Annotated in this window: 4 protein-coding genes; all 4 read left to right on the top strand. The window is 46.0% G+C overall.

All coding sequences use genetic code 11. The annotated features are described in order from the left end of the window. Positions 1-231 precede the first annotated feature (231 nt). The 4 genes from CLOSYM_RS18130 to guaA all read left to right on the top strand — a co-directional run bounded on the left by CLOSYM_RS18130 (position 232) and on the right by guaA (position 2,997). The gene (locus CLOSYM_RS18130) at positions 232-492 is read left to right on the top strand and encodes a helix-turn-helix transcriptional regulator (RefSeq protein ID WP_021643246.1); all 261 of its coding nucleotides are present in this window, start codon (positions 232-234) and stop codon (positions 490-492) included. Further along, positions 467-919, top strand: coding sequence for a peptide deformylase (gene def / locus CLOSYM_RS18125; protein WP_044902813.1), 453 nt, complete (start codon positions 467-469; stop codon positions 917-919). The genes CLOSYM_RS18130 and def overlap by 26 nt, the downstream gene beginning before the upstream one ends. 335 nt (positions 920-1,254) lie before the next feature. Beyond that, complete coding sequence (locus CLOSYM_RS18120) at positions 1,255-1,659, top strand: GNAT family N-acetyltransferase (RefSeq protein WP_278245272.1); 405 nt, start codon at positions 1,255-1,257, stop codon at positions 1,657-1,659. A gap of 45 nt (positions 1,660-1,704) precedes the next feature. Continuing rightward, the gene (gene guaA / locus CLOSYM_RS18115) at positions 1,705-2,997 is read left to right on the top strand and encodes a glutamine-hydrolyzing GMP synthase (RefSeq protein ID WP_021643242.1); all 1,293 of its coding nucleotides are present in this window, start codon (positions 1,705-1,707) and stop codon (positions 2,995-2,997) included. Positions 2,998-3,166: the final 169 nt, after the last annotated feature.

Here is a 3,166-nt window from a genome sequence, read left to right as displayed (position 1 = left end):
TTTTCGTGCAAAATGCGCACGAAAACACCTCGCGTAACGCAACCGTGTGAACAGTAACAGTAAGGTTGACATTACACGAAGTGAAACTTATACTATTTATAGCGTATTGCCGGTTCCTGTGCATGGGAGCTCTGATTGTCATCCGCTGTATGCGCCGAAATCTGCGATACGATGTACCAGTCAGCAGTTGTTAAGAAATGTATGATAACTGCATGGTAAAGGAGGCTGTAAGTGAAAAACAGGATAAGGGAATTGCGGGAGCAAAAGGGCCTGACGCAGGAGCAGCTTGGTGAAATGGTCGGCGCTTCCAGACAGGCAATCAATGCAATTGAGACGGAAAAATTTGAGCCGTCGATCTGGCTGGCTTATGACATTTCACAGATATTCGGCTATTCAATTGAAGAGGTGTTTTTATTTGCCGAAAGTCAGAAAAAATCAAGAGCAGACAGGAGCAGGGGGGAGAATCGTGGCAATCAGACAAATGCGATATAATGATGATGAGATATTACGCAAAAGGTGTAAAGAAGTGAAGGAAGCAGACGATAAAATCAGGGTCATGCTGGACGATATGCTTGATACCCTGCGTCATACGGAGAACGGGGCTGCGCTGGCGGCAAATCAGGTAGGAATCCTGAAGCGGCTTGTGGTAATCGAATATTGCGGCGAACTGTTAAAGCTGGTGAATCCGAAAATTATCGGAAGGAGCGGAACACAGGAGTGTATAGAGGGCTGCCTGAGTTTCCCCGGAAAATTTGTGAATACCATTCGGCCGCAGAAGGTGACGGTACAGGCCCTGGATGAGTACGGGCAGGAAGTCATCCTGACCGGAGAAGGGGAAATGGCAAAATGTTATTGTCATGAGCTGGAGCACCTGGACGGTGAAATTTTTCTGGACAAGGCGGTCGGAGAGCCTGATTGAGGATATTTGTCTGAACCGTAACAAGCTGTTACTAAAATTCCATGAAATCTAAGGAAAGAAGTTTATTATTCGGAAATTATCAGTTATAATAAAAAACAAGCATTCCATTCAACAAATATTTGCAAGGATTCTCCCATCCTCGAATGTGGTGAGATGAATTGCCCGAAACAAATTTAACGGCAGTGGTGGGCGGAGAGAAGTCGGTATCCCCCACTGCCATGAGGCCAACCACGTGTCCGTATAGGAAGCAGCCGCACTTCGATAATACATCGAGCGTGGGCTGAAACAATAAAAGATGCGGAAAACGGACGGCATGTGAGTTTTTCGTCACCGATATCAAGAGGAACCGCTTATACGTTCTGACGGAGCATGAGGACGTAGCCGGTGCTTTCGCTTTATGTGATGCGAATGATGGTGAGGCTTATGTGAGATGGGAGAATAAAGATGCAAAAGCGTTCTATATAGACCGTCTGGGAGTGAATACCGATTATTTGAGAAGAGGTCTCGGCAGTTACATATTGAAGAGAGCCATGGAACTTGCCGGAGAACAGGGCGCCGGATATCTGAGGCTTTTTGTTGTGGACATTAATAAGCCGGCGATCAATCTTTACCTGAAAAACGGGTTTAAAAGAGCCGGCGGAATCTTTGAGGAGAGGATTGACGAGGAGCTTGTGCTGCGTGAATATGGATATGAGATAAAGATACCGGAACCGGAATTCTTTGCCGCACTGAGCCGATAAGATGTTATCAATGAAAAATATTATATATGACAAAGGAGAAAGACCATGAAACAGGATATGATTGTAATTCTGGATTTGGGCAGCACGGAGAATACCGTAATTGCCCGCCAGATACGCGACATGGGAGTTTACAGCGAGATTCATCCACATGATATAACGGTGGAGGAACTGAAGGCCTTACAGAATGTAAAAGGGATTATTCTGAACGGCGGAGAAAACCGTGTGGTGGACGGAACGGCTGTAGATGTAAGCAGTGAACTTTATAATTGCGGTTATCCGATGATGGCAATCGATCATCCGTCTGCGAAATGTGAACAGCAGTTAACAGAGCTTCCGTCAAATGAGGTCTTAAAGAAGTTTGTGTTTGACACATGTAAAGCTGCCCCCAATTGGAATATGAAGAACTTTATCGAGGATCAGGCAGAGCTGATTCGCAGCCAGGTTGGAGACAGGAAAGTCCTGCTTGCTCTTTCCGGCGGCGTAGATTCCTCCGTTGTTGCCGCCCTTCTTATCAAGGCCATCGGGCAGCAACTCGTATGCGTTCATGTAAATCACGGACTGATGAGAAAGAACGAGTCGGAGAGCGTGATTGAAGTCTTCCGCAACCAGCTCCATGCCAATCTCATCTATGTGGATGCGGCAGAACGTTTCCTGGGTAAACTTGAGAATGTGTCGGATCCGGAACAGAAGAGGAAGATTATCGGGGGAGAATTTATCCGTGTGTTCGAGGAGGAAGCAAGACAGCTGGAGGGCATTGATTTCCTTGGACAGGGTACGATTTATCCCGACATCATCGAGAGCGGAACTAAGACTGCAAAGATGGTAAAATCCCATCACAATGTGGGCGGACTTCCAGAAGATCTGAAGTTTGAGCTTGTCGAGCCTCTGAAGCAGTTATTTAAAGACGAAGTACGTGCCTGCGGGTTGGAATTGGGACTTCCGGCTTCCATGGTTTACCGTCAGCCTTTCCCGGGACCGGGACTCGGCGTTCGCTGTCTGGGCGCAATTACACGTGACCGCCTGGAAGCAGTCAGGGAATCGGATGCCATTCTCAGGGAGGAATTTGAGAAGGCCGGACTTGATAAAAAGGTATGGCAGTATTTTACCGTTGTGCCCGATTTTAAATCGGTTGGAGTGAAGCATAATGCGAGAAGCTTTGAATATATGGTTATTATCCGCGCGATTAATACAATCGACGCCATGAGCGCGACGATTGAGCGCGTAGACTGGGATGTACTCCAGGTAATAACAGACCGGATTCTGGCCGAGGTGGAGAATGTGAACCGGGTTTGCTATGATATGTCTCCGAAGCCGCCGGCGACGATTGAGTTTGAGTAAAATTACTTTTGATAATATTATTCTGAATGGCAGGTATTTATTTTGAGTATCTGCCATTTCTTGTATTATATACAAATCGCAATAATAGGAGCGTTTTTTGTTGCCAATAATATAATAAACATTATATTTATCAAAGCTGACTTGAAAAAGTAAATTCCAGTGCAAGACT

This window comes from [Clostridium] symbiosum ATCC 14940 (assembly GCF_000466485.1).
GTDB classification, from domain to species: domain Bacteria; phylum Bacillota; class Clostridia; order Lachnospirales; family Lachnospiraceae; genus Otoolea; species Otoolea symbiosa.
The sequence above is the reverse complement of the archived record's forward strand: the minus strand, read 5'-3'. Positions and strand labels throughout refer to the sequence as shown.

Coding starts and splice junctions, on each gene's coding strand:
- guaA (WP_021643242.1), top strand. CDS start 1,705: ATGAAACAGGATATGATTGTAATTCTGGATTTGGGCAGCACGGAGAAT.